General features: G+C 70.2%; 11 protein-coding genes and 1 pseudogene. 8 read left to right on the top strand and 4 right to left on the bottom strand.

Annotation, left to right across the window (positions count from 1 at the left end):
- Nucleotides 1–47 precede the first annotated feature (47 nt).
- Nucleotides 48–254, top strand: a complete 207-nt coding sequence (locus ACFU53_RS02665; RefSeq protein WP_383985450.1) for a hypothetical protein — start codon at nucleotides 48–50, stop codon at nucleotides 252–254.
- A gap of 159 nt (nucleotides 255–413) precedes the next feature.
- On the opposite strand, the gene ACFU53_RS02660 is transcribed toward ACFU53_RS02665, so the two are convergent.
- From ACFU53_RS02660 to ACFU53_RS02650, 3 genes and pseudogenes are all read right to left on the bottom strand, one after another.
- On the bottom strand, nucleotides 414–785 hold the full coding sequence (locus tag ACFU53_RS02660; protein ID WP_383985436.1) for a MerR family transcriptional regulator: 372 nt from the start codon (nucleotides 783–785) through the stop codon (nucleotides 414–416).
- Nucleotides 786–811: 26 nt separating this feature from the next.
- Nucleotides 812–1,579 (bottom strand): SDR family NAD(P)-dependent oxidoreductase, encoded by a 768-nt coding sequence (locus ACFU53_RS02655; protein ID WP_383985311.1) that lies wholly within the window; start codon nucleotides 1,577–1,579, stop codon nucleotides 812–814.
- A gap of 65 nt (nucleotides 1,580–1,644) precedes the next feature.
- Nucleotides 1,645–2,214: pseudogene (locus ACFU53_RS02650) on the bottom strand (tyrosine-type recombinase/integrase); the annotation flags it as partial.
- 56 nt (nucleotides 2,215–2,270) lie between these two features.
- Between ACFU53_RS02650 and ACFU53_RS02645 the strand changes: the two are divergent.
- The 4 genes from ACFU53_RS02645 to ACFU53_RS02630 all read left to right on the top strand — a co-directional run bounded on the left by ACFU53_RS02645 (nucleotide 2,271) and on the right by ACFU53_RS02630 (nucleotide 6,375).
- Nucleotides 2,271–2,549, top strand: a complete 279-nt coding sequence (locus tag ACFU53_RS02645; protein ID WP_383985309.1) for a Tn3 family transposase — start codon at nucleotides 2,271–2,273, stop codon at nucleotides 2,547–2,549.
- Nucleotides 2,550–2,877: 328 nt separating this feature from the next.
- The gene (locus ACFU53_RS02640) at nucleotides 2,878–5,244 is read left to right on the top strand and encodes a PQQ-binding-like beta-propeller repeat protein (protein WP_383985307.1); all 2,367 of its coding nucleotides are present in this window, start codon (nucleotides 2,878–2,880) and stop codon (nucleotides 5,242–5,244) included.
- A 406-nt stretch (nucleotides 5,245–5,650) separates the two neighbouring features.
- The gene (locus tag ACFU53_RS02635) at nucleotides 5,651–5,863 is read left to right on the top strand and encodes a hypothetical protein (protein WP_383985305.1); all 213 of its coding nucleotides are present in this window, start codon (nucleotides 5,651–5,653) and stop codon (nucleotides 5,861–5,863) included.
- 158 nt (nucleotides 5,864–6,021) lie between these two features.
- Complete coding sequence (locus tag ACFU53_RS02630; protein ID WP_383985303.1) at nucleotides 6,022–6,375, top strand: hypothetical protein; 354 nt, start codon at nucleotides 6,022–6,024, stop codon at nucleotides 6,373–6,375.
- A 68-nt stretch (nucleotides 6,376–6,443) separates the two neighbouring features.
- On the opposite strand, the gene ACFU53_RS02625 is transcribed toward ACFU53_RS02630, so the two are convergent.
- Nucleotides 6,444–6,983 carry a GNAT family N-acetyltransferase gene (locus ACFU53_RS02625; RefSeq protein ID WP_383985301.1) on the bottom strand — a complete coding sequence of 180 codons (540 nt, stop codon included), beginning with the start codon at nucleotides 6,981–6,983 and terminating at the stop codon, nucleotides 6,444–6,446.
- Nucleotides 6,984–7,583: 600 nt separating this feature from the next.
- Between ACFU53_RS02625 and ACFU53_RS02620 the strand changes: the two genes are divergently transcribed.
- From ACFU53_RS02620 to ACFU53_RS02610, 3 genes are all read left to right on the top strand, one after another.
- The gene (locus tag ACFU53_RS02620) at nucleotides 7,584–8,771 is read left to right on the top strand and encodes an MFS transporter (protein ID WP_383985299.1); all 1,188 of its coding nucleotides are present in this window, start codon (nucleotides 7,584–7,586) and stop codon (nucleotides 8,769–8,771) included.
- Nucleotides 8,772–8,884: 113 nt separating this feature from the next.
- A complete protein-coding gene (locus ACFU53_RS02615) occupies nucleotides 8,885–10,660 on the top strand; it encodes a beta-galactosidase (RefSeq protein WP_383985296.1) in 1,776 nt (591 codons plus the stop codon).
- The gene (locus ACFU53_RS02610) at nucleotides 10,660–13,113 is read left to right on the top strand and encodes a beta-galactosidase (RefSeq protein ID WP_383985293.1); all 2,454 of its coding nucleotides are present in this window, start codon (nucleotides 10,660–10,662) and stop codon (nucleotides 13,111–13,113) included. The genes ACFU53_RS02615 and ACFU53_RS02610 overlap by 1 nt, the downstream gene beginning before the upstream one ends.
- Nucleotides 13,114–13,235: the final 122 nt, after the last annotated feature.

Genomic DNA, 13,235 nt, shown 5'->3' with positions numbered 1-13,235 from the left:
GATACAGCTGTTCATCGAATGAATCTCCGGAAAGAGGAGTGCAGTCGGTGAACTCGGTACGGACGAACGGCTGTTATGGCTCAGGAGAAGCAGCCGGGCCGGCCGGGCGGCACGTGGTGGTCGTCGGAGGCAGTCTCGCGGGGCTGCTCGCGGCGCGGGCCCTCGTCGGCCACGCCGAGCGGATGACGATCGTGGAACGGGACCGCTTCTCGAAGGGTGAGGCCACGCCCTGCCTGAGGCCACGCCCTGCCTGAGGCCACGCCCCGCGTGAGGCTGTCCGGAGTAGCGAACTGGCGACCTCGCGTAATCGAGAGTCGCGTATTCCTTGGCCGGTGAGGGCTAGTGGTCACCGTGAGTGGCCGTGGGGAGCGTAGCGACTCCAGGTTCCTCCGGCCTCTGCGACGAGCGGGCGTTCAGGCCACTGGGCGGATCCGGCCACCGGTTGCCTGTCGCAACGCGACTTCCAGCCGGTCGCGGGCCTCGGTCTGGGCAGCGATCCGTTCGTTGAGGACCGCCAGCCGTTCCAACGCGACCCGCAGGCCCTTCTCCGAGGGCGGTACGACGGCCACATCGCCGTCTGGGCACGGCAGGAACACCCGCACGTCGTCCAAGGTGAGCCCGGCGGCCAGCAGGTAGCGGATATTGCGGACCCGCACCACCGCCTGCTCGTCGTAGATGCGGTAGCCGTTGGGGGCCCGCAGCGAGGAGATCAGCCCGGCCTGCTCGTAGTGCCGGAGCGCACGGGCGGTTTTCCCGGTCGCCCTGGCCAGCTCACCGATCCGCACCCATCCCACCTCCCGGGCCACTCCTATCACGCCACGACCGCTCCGCCGTCGACTGGGAGTACCACTCCGGTGACGAACGACGCGGCCGGTGCGGCAAGCTGGGTGACTGCCCAGGCGACCTCCTCGGGGCGGCCGGTCCGGGCCAGTGGGGTGTGCGCCAGCTGCCACTCCCGCACTGCTGTCATTCGCTCCGGCGTCAGGCCCTGGTGCTCGCCGATGGGGGTGTCGATCGCGCCGGGGGCGACCGCCACCACCCGGATCCCGCGGGGTGCCAGCTCGACCGCCCAGCTGCGGGTCAGCAGCTCCAGAGCGGTCTTGGTAGCCGCATAGACCGACCTGCCGGGCCAGGCCCGCTGCCCCACCGACGTACTGACATTGACGATCACCCCGCCCGACTTCTCCAGGAGTGGCAGCGCGGCCTGGGCCAGCAGGATGGGGGCGACGAGGTTGGTGGCAAGCTGAGTTGTGATCATCTCCGGCGTCAGCGTGCCGAGGGCGCCACTGCGCACGATGCCTGCGTTGTTGACCAGCACGTCCAGCCGGCCGTGTGTCTCCAGCACGGCCCGGATGATCCGATCCGGCTCGCCCTTGGCGGTGATGTCGGCGGCCAGCGGCGTGATCCGGTCGTGCCCGGCCCCGGTCTCCTCGAGGGGCTCGGCCCGCCGCCCGATCGCGACCACGTGGGCGCCCTCGGCGGCGAAGGCGCGGGCGGTGGCCCGGCCGATCCCGGTGCCGGCTCCGGTGACGGCGACGATCCTGCTGTTCTGCGGTGCGGTGCTGTTCATGCCGGTCATCGTGCAACCCTGCCGCCAGCGGCAAGGTCAAGCAGCGCCTTACGGGCGGTAGTCACCGCCGGTGGTCACCGGGGGCAGAGTGACGCCAAGTTCCTCCGGCCTCTTCGGCGATCCGGGTGGTGTGGTCGTCGTTGTAGCCGAGCATCCTGGCGATCACCGGGCCGGGGCCTGGAGGACGAGTTGGCGGATCGCCGCTGTGCGTCCTGGCCGGGTCGGGAAGCCGAGGTGGCGGAGCCGAGGTGGCGGAGCCGAGGTGCCAGAGCTTCCGGGGTCATGGGTTGTCCGGCCCGGCGGCCAGGGAAGAGCCATCGGGCACCGGGGTTGGTCGCGGTCCTGGTGTTCGGCCGCTGGCCCAGGTAGTTGAGCAGCATTCCGTCGAACAGGGCGGGAACGGGCGACGGTGGGTCGCCGAGCCGGACGAGGACTTTGCCGTCCTCGTCCAAGGCGCGACGCAGGGTGCGGGTGCGGAAGTCGGAAGACACGCAGGTATGGATGGAGGTGGTGGATGCATGGTCGTGGCCGACCTGCTGTTGCACGAACAGCGGATCCCAGCCGTCCTCGATCAGGTGGGTGACGTATGACCTTCGCAGCGAGTGAAAATCCAGGACCGCATCCAGTCCGAGGTCGTCGCGGTAGGCGGCGAATCGGGAGTCCCCTAGCCGACAACGACCCCATCGAGCAGGAGAAGGCGATGAAGTTCGACGCCCTGCTCACCAACGCGGTCATTGTTCACAATGCTCTGGACATCGCGGAGATCGTTCGCCAGCTGCTGGAGGAGGGTTGGGGGATCGACCCGGAGGACCTGGCCCACATCTCTCCGTACCTGACCGAGCACATCAAACGGTTCGACGAGTACTCCACCCACGAACTCGGCATTCAGCCCGAGGCGTACGACCCCAAGCTCGACGTCGACTTCACGCAGCTCCGCGACCAGGACCTGCGTGCCAAGGGCTTCGGCGCAGCGGCCTGATCAGCTGAGGTCGGGCGGCAGCTCATCCGGGATGGCAGCCATTCCTGCGCGTCGTACTGGCTCGCCAACAAAGTGTGATGTTTTGGGCGGCGCAGTCACCCGTTTCGGTGATTCCTCCCAGGTGTCGGCCGGCCCTCCGGGCCAGTGCACCAAAGTGGACAGATCGCCACGCCGGATCACCCCTCACCGCGGTAGTCGTGGTGCGAAGTCCGAGGGCAGGCGATCTGGTCTTGCATGTCGTCCTGGTAGCGATGGTTGGGCATTATGTGGCATTACGGACAGGGGCCGCACTGGGTCGCACTGGGCCGCATGGTGGGGGGAGCATGGCGTGGGAGCGTTAGAGGTTTTGGAGCCGGAGGACCCGCGGCAGGTGGGGCGCTACAAAATGGTGGCACGGCTTGGCGCCGGCGGGATGGGCCAGGTGTACTTGGCCCGTTCGCCCGGCGGGCGTCCGGTCGCGGTGAAGGTGGTGCGCCCAGAGTTGGCCAGGGACGGCGAGTTCCGGCGCCGCTTCGCCCGCGAGGTTGTCGCCGCCCGGCGAGTCAACGGAGCCTTCACTGCCGGGGTGGTTGACGCAGCCCCCGACGGCTCCCCGCCCTGGCTGGCCACCGTCTACGTACCGGGTGTCCCTCTGGGTGAGGCGATCGCCCGGCAAGGCTCCTGGCCAGTTCAGTCGGTACTCGCCCTGGGCGCTGGCTTGGTCGAGGCCCTGGAGGCGATCCACGCGGCTGGGGTCATCCACCGCGACCTCAAACCCTCCAACGTGCTTCTCGCCACTGACGGCCCGAGAGTGATCGACTTCGGCATCTCGATCGCCAGCGAGGCCAGCGCGCTGACCAGCACCGGCATGACGATCGGCACCCCCGGCTTCATGTCTCCCGAACAGCTCACCGGTCGGCCGGTCGGAGCAGCTAGCGACATCTTCGCCCTCGGCTCGGTACTGGCCTACACCGCAACTGGAGTCGGCCCGTTCGGCACCGGCACCCCGCATGCGCTCCACTTCCGGGCCGTGTACGAACAGCCCAACCTCGACGCCCTCCCGCCCGAACTGCGCCATGTGGTGGCCGCCTGCCTGGCCAAACAGCCCGACCAACGCCCCACCGTGGCCACCCTGCTCGATCAGCTGACAACCGCAGCGGGGGACGAAAGCGGGGAGACGGCCGCCGCCACACTGCTGCTCACCGAACCCGGCTGGATGCCCGACCACATCATCCAGCTCATCCGGGAGCACACCTCCGCTCTGCCCCACACCCCACTGCCGCTACCGCCGGAGAGACACCCCGCGCTGCCCGCGGCTGACCCGCCGACCCCCGATGAACAGGCTCCTGGACCGCCCAAGACATCGCTACCGCAGACCACCGAAACGCTTCCTCCTGCGCCGCCCGCACCCCCCAACGCGCAGACTCCGGCATCGGAGGCCCAGCAGGAACCCACCACAGTGGATGGGCAGTCCACACCACTCCCCTTGCCCGCCTCCGACCTCAGCCAGTCCGGCTCGGCAGAACAACCGCCGGGCCCCACACCTGCGTCGCAGGGTCATCCCTCCGGACACCAATCCCATATATCCCGGCGCCGCGCCCTTTTTGCCCTAACTGGCACCACCGTCGCTGCTGCAACTGCCTTGACCACCTGGAAGATCCGCGACAACGGCTCCGGCGGCCCGGAAGGGTCGCGAGACTCTACTGGGAAGAAGCGGTCACGCGAACCTGCCGAGAACGGCAGCTCCTTCACGCCTGGTAAGCAAATATGGTCCTTTCTCACCGGCAGCTACGTGCACTCGTCGCCAGCGGTGGCCAAGGGCGTGGTCTACGTCGGCAGCTGGGACAGGAAGCTGTATGCGGTGGATGCCGACAGTGGAATTGGAGTCTGGTCTTATCCAACCCCCCTTGGCGGGGTGTCCTCGTCGCCCGCAGTGGTCAACGACATCGTTTACTTCGGCTGCGAGGACGGCGATCTGCGTGCGGTCGATGCGGAGACGGGCAAACTGATCTGGCGGTTCACCGCCGACGACGTGATGCGCTCGTCTCCGACAGTGGCCAACGGAATCGTCTACATCGGCAGCGACGACGAGAATCTGTATGCGGTGCGCGCCGACAGCGGAGAGAAGGTCTGGTCCTTCTCCACAGGCGACGAGGTGCGCTCGTCGCCGGCGGTGGCCAATGGCATCGTCTACGTCGGCAGCAGGGACAATGAGCTGTGCGCTGTGGGTGCCGACAGCGGAAAAAAAATCTGGGCCTTCCCCACAGAGAACGCAGTGACCTCATCACCGGTGGTGGCCGACGGTATCGTCTACGTCGGCAGCGACGGCAAGAATCTGTATGCGGTGGATGCCAGCAGCGGAAAGAAAGTCTGGTCCTTCCCTGCAGGCGACCCCGTGACCTCGGGACCGACAGTGGTCAACGGCATCGTGTACTTCGGCAGCTACGACAAGAATCTGTATGCGGTGGATGCCAGCAGCGGAAAGAAGGTCTGGTCCTTCCCCACAGGCGACCCCGTGACTTCGGCGCCAGCGGTGGCCAAGGGCGTGGTCTACTTCGGCAGCTACGACAAGAATCTGTATGCGGTGGATGCCAGCAGCGGAAAGAAAGTCTGGGCCTTTCCCACAGGCGACCAAGTGACCTCGGGCCCGACAGTGGTCAACGGCATCGTGTACTTCGGCAGTACAGACAACAATTTGTATGCGGTGCAAACATGACGGCAGGCGCAACCAACGCACCTACGTGGAAGCAGCGGCACCGCGTCCAGTGACACGCAGAGTAATTACGCGGTCTTTCGGAGGGCGGACCGCGCCGTTGATCACGCCGCGCCGCCCGGCGGCCGAGCGCAGACGCCACTCGGCCCGTAGCCATACGAGAACTGGGCCGAGGAGCCTGGACCAAATTCAGGTCGCGGGCCGTCCGCGCCGGGCACGGGCTCCGAGTAGGAACGGACCAGGAAACCGGCGTGGCTGTCAGAAGTTCTGACAGGCCGTGATCCGAACCGTCAGGGTAGTGCGGCCCGCTGCGCCTGCCGCGGACCGCGCGTTCGCCTCTCTGCGGAGGCGCACGAACTGGGATCTACGTGAACACCCTGATGCCCCAGGACATCCTCGGCGAACCGGAGTGGGCCGACCTCCTCATACCCGCCGACCGGCGCGGCCTGACCCCGTTGTTCTGGTCCCACGTGCACCCGTACGCGCCGCCCGCGACCTGCTGCCCGACGCCGGCCGCTCGATCACGTCGATCGCCAAGCTGCTGGGCGTCTCCCCGGGCACGCTCTACAACCACATCCCCGACCTGCGGGAACTGCGCGCGTGCCGTACCCCGCCAGCTTGAAGGCCCCTTGAAGTAGACGGACTTCAGCAAGATCCATCTCACCGGCATTTCCTATACGCCAACTACTCACACCCGTACCCGGGCGGCCAGACCGTCGCCAGCCTCGCCCGCGAACACGACGTCAGCCGTGGCGCCTCCGCACGGCCGTCGCCGACCTCGTGCCCGAGCACACCGCCGCCCACCGGGGCACCTCAGCCCCGGAGCTGCCGGTCACCCTCGACATGCCGGGCAAGGTTGCCGACTCCCTGCGTGCGGTCGTACTGGAGCCCGCCGAGCGTGCCGCGCTCGACCAGGGCGTGACCGTGCGGCGCGGCCAGGGCTACACGCTCCGCGTCCGCACGGTGCCCTCGTTCCCCTGCCAACTCCTCGCTCACTGCCAGCTGCTCGACGGCTCCCGGGGGCACGTCGGCGATCCCGGCACAGCGCAAGGCCCGCCGCGAGTACGCGAACCGCGTCAATACCCTCGCGGCTCACACCGGGCGTTGAGTGGACCCACCAAGATCAAGTACTGACGGCTTTTGGCCTTACCTCGGCGCTACCCCTGTCCCCCTCGGGGACCCTGGATGGCGCGACGGTGCGATCAAATCGCCGCCGCGTAACACCGGACTGTCACCCTCTGGTCCGGGCTCCACCGCTGTTCGACGGTGGCCAGCAGCTGCCAGCCGAGCCGCTCGTACAGAGCCGCCGCGGCGGTGTCGGACGCCACCACGTCGAGCACCGGATGCAGACCGCGACCCCGTGCGTCGGCGACAGCCCGCGCCAGCAACAGCGCGCCGATCCCCTGGCCGCGGGCCGACGGAGCGACGAACAGCCGGCTGATCACGGCGGTCTCCTCGACGCCCACCCCCGCACGGGCGCTCCACAGCCCGGGTGCCGCGTCGCCCGCGTCACTCCGGGACAGGCCGACATGACCGGCGATCCGGCCGTCGAGTTCCACCACCCAGGCGGCGACGAGCGAGGGCGGCGTCAGCCATTCGCCGGGCCGGTCGGGCCAGTTGACCGGATAGCCGTCGCGTTCATGGACCTCCGCGAGCACCCGGACACAGTCCCCGAGGTCGCGATCGGTCCGATTCCGGACACCCTGGGCCGCGCTTCCGCCGGACACGCTCTCGCTCTTCATCGCGGCATGCAAACACAGTCGACAGCCTGTCACCAGCGACTTTCCCGACAGGCCGTGGCGGCCCGAGCACGCGCCACCCCCCACCCGCACCCGCACTCACCACCCACACCCACACCCACACTCACCACCCACCACCCACACCCACACCCACACTCACCACCCACCACCCGCACCCACCACCCGCACCCGCACTCACCACCCGCACCCACCACCCGCACCCGCACTCACCACCCGCACCCGCACCCGCACCCACCACCCGCACCCGCACTCACCACCCACACCCACCAGACCCACCAGCGCCCGACCGGGCCCCACGAGGGCGTTCCACCCACCGCGAGCGCACCGCCCCGGGCCTTACCCACACTCACCACCCGCACCCGCACTCACCACCCGCACCCGCACCCGCACTCACCACCCGTACCCGCACCTCGCGCTGCCCGGCTGCCCGCCTCCCGCACCCCACCCGTCACTCCCGCACCCCACCCGTCACACAGTCCGTGCGGGGAATCTTGACGACGGCGATGTTACCGGTAACACTGCGAGTGTCCCAGCCATGAGGAGGCGGAGTCCCGCGTGCCCGACGTACCTAGCGTGCAAGAGGTGAACCGCACTCAACCGGCCCCGGACACCAGGGTGTTCAGCCCCGCCGCCGTGATCGCGTCCTGTGTCGGCTTCGTCCTCATCGGCGCGCTCCAGGCGCTCTACGGCCCCGCCATCCCGGCCTTCCGCGACAAGTTCGGACTGTCGCCGTCGGCCGCCGGACTCGGGCTGAGCGCCCACTTCGTCGGCGGGGTCGTCGGCGTACTGCTCTTCGACCGGCTGTACGGGCGGATGGGCAACCGGCGGATCCTCGGCACCTCGTACCTGCTGATGGCCCTCGGCGCGGCGGGCTTCGCGCTCGCGCCGAACTGGCCCGCCGGTCTCGCCGCAGCCCTGCTCGCCGGACTCGGCTTCGGCGGTATCGACTACGGCCTCAACCAGCTCTTCGCCGTCGGCTTCGGCCACCGCTCGACCGCCATGCTGAACATCCTCCACGCGCACTTCGGCATCGGCGCGATCCTCGGCCCCGCCCTGATCGCCGCCGTCGGCGCCGAGCACTACCCGGCGCTCTTCCTCGCCTTCGCCGCCGCCAACCTGCCGCTGCTGCTGTGCCTGCGGGGCGTACGCGACCAGGTGCCCCAGCCGGACGGTACGGCGCAGGCGGAGGGGGCCGGCGGCTCGGCCCTCGGTCGCAGCCTGGGCTCGGTGCTCGCCGTGTTCGTCACCCTCTACGTCCTGCACGTCGGCATCGAGGCCGGGGTCGGCGGCTGGGAACCCACCCACCTGGAGACGGTCGGATACGGCGCCGGGGCCGCCGCGACCGCCACCTCCGTGTACTGGCTGATGATGACGGTCGGCCGCTTCCTGGTCGCCCCCATCGCCCTGCGCCACTCGGCCCAGACGATCATCACGGTCTCCTGCGCCGGTATGACGGTCTGCCTGCTGCTGGCCTCGGTGCCCTGGCTCGCCCCGTACGCCTACGCCGGGGTCGGCCTGTTCATCGCGCCGATCTTCCCCACCGGCCTGCCCTGGCTGAACGCGGCCGCACCCCGGGCCCGCCGGGCCGGAGCGCTCGTCATCGCCGCCTCCATGATCGGGGGAGTGGCGGCCGGCCCGGCGCTCGGCAAGGCCATCGAGTGGTCCGGCGTCCGCACGGTCCCGCTGCTGCTCTGCGCGGTCTCGGCCCTGTGCCTGCTGGCCACGCTGTGGCTGATCCGCGCCACACGCTCCAACTCGCCGTCCCCGTGACCCCGTTGCGACACCGTCACCCGGTCACCCCGTATGCCTGAGACCACCCCTCATCACCTGTACGCCGGATCGTCCCTGCCATCCCCGTACGCCCCAGCCGAAGGGAAACAGCCTTGCGCACGCCCGCTCTGACCACGTCGTCCGACGGTTTCCTCCTCCACGGTGAGCCGTTCCGGATCATCTCCGGCGCGATGCACTACTTCCGCATCCACCCCGACCTGTGGGCCGACCGGCTGCGCAAGGCCCGGCTGATGGGCCTCAACACCGTGGAGACGTACGTCCCCTGGAACCTCCACCAGCCCGACCCGGACAGCCCGCTCGTCCTCGACGGCCTGCTGGATCTGCCTTGTTACCTGAGCATCGCCCGTGCCGAGGGCCTGCACGTCCTGCTGCGCCCCGGCCCGTACATCTGCGCCGAGTGGGACGGCGGCGGCCTGCCCTCCTGGCTCACTTCGGACCCCGACATCCGGCTGCGCTCCAGCGACCCCCGCTTCACGGACGCCCTCGACCGCTACCTCGACATCCTGCTGCCCCCGCTGCTGCCGTACATGGCCGCGAACGACGGCCCTGTCATCGCCGTCCAGGTCGAGAACGAGTACGGGGCGTACGGCGACGACACCGCGTACCTCAAGCACGTCCACCAGGCGCTGCGTTCACGGGGCGTCGAGGAGCTGCTCTTCACCTGCGACCAGGCCGGCTCCGGCCATCACCTGGCCGCCGGGAGCCTGCCCGGCGTCCTGTCCACCGCCACCTTCGGCGGCAAGATCGAGGAGTCGCTGCAGGCGCTGCGGGCCCACCAGCCCGAAGGGCCCCTGATGTGCTCGGAGTTCTGGATCGGCTGGTTCGACCACTGGGGCGAGGAGCACCACGTACGGGACGCGGCGAACGCCGCCGCCGACCTCGACAAGCTCCTGGCCGCCGGGGCCTCCGTCAACATCTACATGTTCCACGGCGGCACCAACTTCGGCTTCACCAACGGCGCCAACCACGACCAGTGCTACGCGCCGATCGTCACCTCCTACGACTACGACGCCGCCCTCACCGAGTCCGGCGATCCCGGCCCCAAATACCACGCCTTCCGCGAGGTGATCGCCCGCCACGCCCCGGTCCCGGACGAGCCGGCCCCGGCCCCCGCGCCCAAACTCTCCGGCATCACCGTCGAGTTGGACCGCAGGGCACCCCTGCTGCCGTACGCGACCACCCTCGACGCGTCGACTGGGCGCACCGAACACCCGGTCACCATGGAGGAGTTGGGGCAGCGCTCCGGCTACGTCCTCTACCGCACCACCCTCCCCGAGGCGGGCGACGGCCTGCTGCACTTCGACGGCGGGGTCGGCGACCGCGCCCAGGTCTTCGTGGACGGCGCCCCCGTCGGCGTACTGGAACGCGAACGCCACGACGAGACCCTGCCCCTGCGCGTCCCGCACCCCGGCGCCACGCTCGACGTCCTGGTCGAGAACATGGGCGGCGTCAACTACGGCCCCCGCATCGGCGCCGCCAAGGGGCTGCTCGGCCCGGTCACCTTCAACGGCACCGCCCTGCTCGGCTGGGACACCCACCGGCTGCCGCCGGCCGACCTGTCCAGGGTCCCCTTCGCCCCGGCCGAGGCGACCCCGGTCACCGTCCCCGCCTTCCACCAAGGCACCTTCGACGTCGACACCCCCGCCGACACCTTCCTCTCCCTGCCCGGCTGGACCAAGGGCCAGGCCTGGATCAACGGCTTCCACCTCGGCCGCTACTGGAACCGGGGCCCACAGCGCACCCTGTACGTCCCGGCACCCGTCCTGCGCCCGGGCGCCAACGACCTGGTCCTGCTGGAGCTCAACGCCACGACCAGCCCCCGCGCGGAGTTCACGGACACCCCCGACCTGGGCCCGGTGAAGCCCTGATGACGCCGCCGCACCGCGTACGCCTGCCGGCGCCCGGCGACCCCCCGCTCCGCGGCCACCTCCCCTTCGCCGACGCGCCGGGCGTGCCCGACCCCATCGAGGTCAACAGCCGTTGGCTGACGCGGGGCGGCCGCCCGTGGTTCCCCGTCTCCGGCGAGTTCCACTACACCCGCTATCCGGCGGGCGAGTGGGAGGAGGAACTGCTGAAGATGAAGGCGGGCGGGGTGACGGTCGTCGCCGCGTACGTCATCTGGATCCACCACGAGGAGACCGAGGGCCGCATCCGCTTCGACGGCGACCGCGACCTGCGCCGCTTCGCCGAACTCTGCGCCCGCCACGGCCTGGACCTCATCCCCCGCATCGGCCCCTGGGTCCACGCCGAGGTCCGTAACGGCGGCCTGCCCGACTGGGTCCTGGACCGCACCGACGCCCCCCGCTCCGACGACCCGGCCTACCTCACCCCCGTACGCGCCTGGTACTCGGCGATCGCCGGGCAACTTCACGGCCTGGACCGGTCCAACGGCGGCCCGATCGTCGCGATCCAGATCGAGAACGAGCTGTACGACCAGCCGGGCCATCTGCTCACCCTGAAGCGCATGGCTCAGGAGGCCGGCCTGTCGGCTCCCCTGTGGACGTCGACCGCCTGGGGCGGAGTGCGGCTGCCGCCCGACGAACTCCTCCCCCTCTACGGCGGCTACACCGAGACCTTCTGGACCGAGGCGGACGGCGGCTGGCCCGACACCTGCCGCAAGCACTTCTTCTTCACCCACCAGCGCGACGACGAGGGCATCGGCGCGGACCTCCGTCCGACGACGGTACGCGGCGGTGATCCGGCGGAACTGGTGACGCGATTCCCCTGGTCCACCTGCGAGTTGGGCGGCGGCATGGCGGTGGCCTACCACCGCCGGCCGCGCGTCGACGCCGCCGACATCGGTGCCCTCTGCCTCACCAAGATCGGCTGCGGCTCGGTCTGGCAGGGCTACTACATGTTCCACGGCGGCACCAACCCGACGGGCGACCTCACCCCCCTCCAGGAGTCCCACGCCACCGGCTACCCCAACGACCTCCCCGTCCTCACCTACGACTTCCAGGCACCCCTCGGCGAATACGGCCAGTACCGCCCCTCCTACGACGAACTCCGCCTCCAGCACCTCCTGCTGGCCGACTTCGGCCATCTGATCGCCCCGATGGAATCGGCCCTGCCCGAGCGGCAGCCGACGGGCCAGGGCGACCGGGAGACGCTGCGGTGGGCGGTTCGCGGCGACGGGCGATCGGGTTTCCTGTTCGTCAACAACCACCAGCCGCACGAGCCGTTGCCGGAGCATCCGGACACGTCGTTCGAGGTGCGGTTCCCGGGCGGCCCGGAGGGTACCGAGGGCCCGGCCGTCCCGGCCGGCTCGTCCGGTCAGGTTCTGTGCCTGCCGAGCACACCCATCACGATCCCCCAAGGGGCCTACTTCTGCTGGCCGTTGCGGCTCGACATCGCCGGGCTGCGAATCGACTGGGCCACCGCGCAGCCCGTCTGCGCGGTCGACGACGGCAGCGGCCGTACGATCCTTGTCCTGGCCGCGACCGACGGCATCTCCCCCGAACTCGCCCTGGACATCCGCACCGTGACTACGGTCTCCACGCCTTCGGGCGAGGTCACGACCGCAGGCGAGCGCATCCTGGTGACCGGGCTGCGCCCCGGCACGGACGCCCTGGTCGAGGTCGACACCACCGACGGCAGCCGGGTCGGCCTCCTGGTCCTGGACGCGGCCACGGCCCGTACCGCCTACCGGGGTCCGGCCTGGGGCGCCGAGCGGCTCGTCCTCTCCGACGGCGGGGTGGTCTTCGACACCCACACGGACGAGGTACGCGTCCACAGCCCGGACCCGGAACCGTCGTTCGCCGTACTGCCCGCCCCGGAGCGGGCTCCGGTGGCGGCCGGCGCGATGGTGAAGGAGACGGCGGACGGGGTGTTCGTCCGCTACACGGTGGTGGCGGAGGACGACGGGCGACGCGGACTCGGCGGCGCGGCCGGCGTGCTTCCGGTCACCCTGGTCCGACCCGCGGGCGAGGCACCCCCGCTCACGACGGGTGTACTGGGGCGGGCGAGCGTGCCGGCCGACGAGTGGTTCGACACGGCGGCCGCCGAGTACGACATCGCGCTGCCGGACGATCCACCGCCGGGCACCCTCCTCCGCGTCCACTGGACCGGCGACGTGGCCCGCGCCTACATGGGGGACCACCTCACCGCCGACCAGTTCTCCTCGGGCCACACCTGGGACATCGGCCTCGACCGGCTGCCCGCGGGGGCACCGCGACCGGAGGGACTACGGCTGCGCGTGCTGCCGCTGCCCGCCGGGGCGCCGGTGTACATACCGGGCTGGGCGGGCGACTCGGAGATCCCGGCGGAGATCGTCCGGGCGGAGTGCGTCACCACCCACACCTGGCCCCTCGCCCCCGGCTGAGCCCAGCGCTTTTCTCGCCCTCGCCGCCCCTACCCGTCCCTCCCCAGGGGCTGCGCCCCTTCGCCCCCCAGCCGCGGTCCCGGCGGGGCTTCTCGCGCAGTTCCCCGCGCCCCCTTTTCAGG

It is taken from the genome of Streptomyces sp. NPDC057474, from assembly GCF_042802555.1.
GTDB lineage: Bacteria > Actinomycetota > Actinomycetes > Streptomycetales > Streptomycetaceae > Streptomyces.
This window is presented reverse-complemented; position numbering and strand designations above follow the sequence as displayed.

Excerpts from the sequence above, each read along its gene's own strand:
- ACFU53_RS02655 (WP_383985311.1), bottom strand. The coding sequence starts at position 1,579 with ATGACCGGCATGAACAGCACCGCACCGCAGAACAGCAGGATCGTCGCC.
- ACFU53_RS02625 (WP_383985301.1), bottom strand. The coding sequence starts at position 6,983 with ATGAAGAGCGAGAGCGTGTCCGGCGGAAGCGCGGCCCAGGGTGTCCGG.
- ACFU53_RS02610 (WP_383985293.1), top strand. The coding sequence starts at position 10,660 with ATGACGCCGCCGCACCGCGTACGCCTGCCGGCGCCCGGCGACCCCCCG.
- ACFU53_RS02645 (WP_383985309.1), top strand. The coding sequence starts at position 2,271 with ATGAAGTTCGACGCCCTGCTCACCAACGCGGTCATTGTTCACAATGCT.